Below are 235 nucleotides of genomic sequence, written 5' to 3'. Positions count from 1 at the left end.
TCCCGAGGCCACGCCCGGTGCGGGCTCGCCGTGGAGTTCCATGGCCGACACGCCGTGGTAGCGCTCCAGGCGCGGCGAACCCTAGTCCCAGCGCTTGGAGGCGCAGGCGCTGAACGGCACCATCTCACCGGCGTGGTTCTTCTCCGTCCACCGGGTGAAGTCGTCCGGGGTCATGCGGACCGGCGCCTCGGACTGCACAGACACGCGCTGGACCCGGCCACGGTCGCTGTCGTCA

The 235-nt window shown here is 71.1% G+C and carries 1 pseudogene; it reads right to left on the bottom strand.

The window, feature by feature from the left end:
* Positions 1-235: pseudogene (locus ACQG3P_RS24005) on the bottom strand (efflux RND transporter permease subunit); the annotation flags it as partial.

Origin of the sequence: Stenotrophomonas sp. SrG (genome assembly GCF_050031795.1) — a bacterium.
GTDB classification, from domain to species: Bacteria; Pseudomonadota; Gammaproteobacteria; order Xanthomonadales; family Xanthomonadaceae; genus Stenotrophomonas; species Stenotrophomonas rhizophila_A.
The sequence above is the reverse complement of the archived record's forward strand: the minus strand, read 5'-3'. Positions and strand labels throughout refer to the sequence as shown.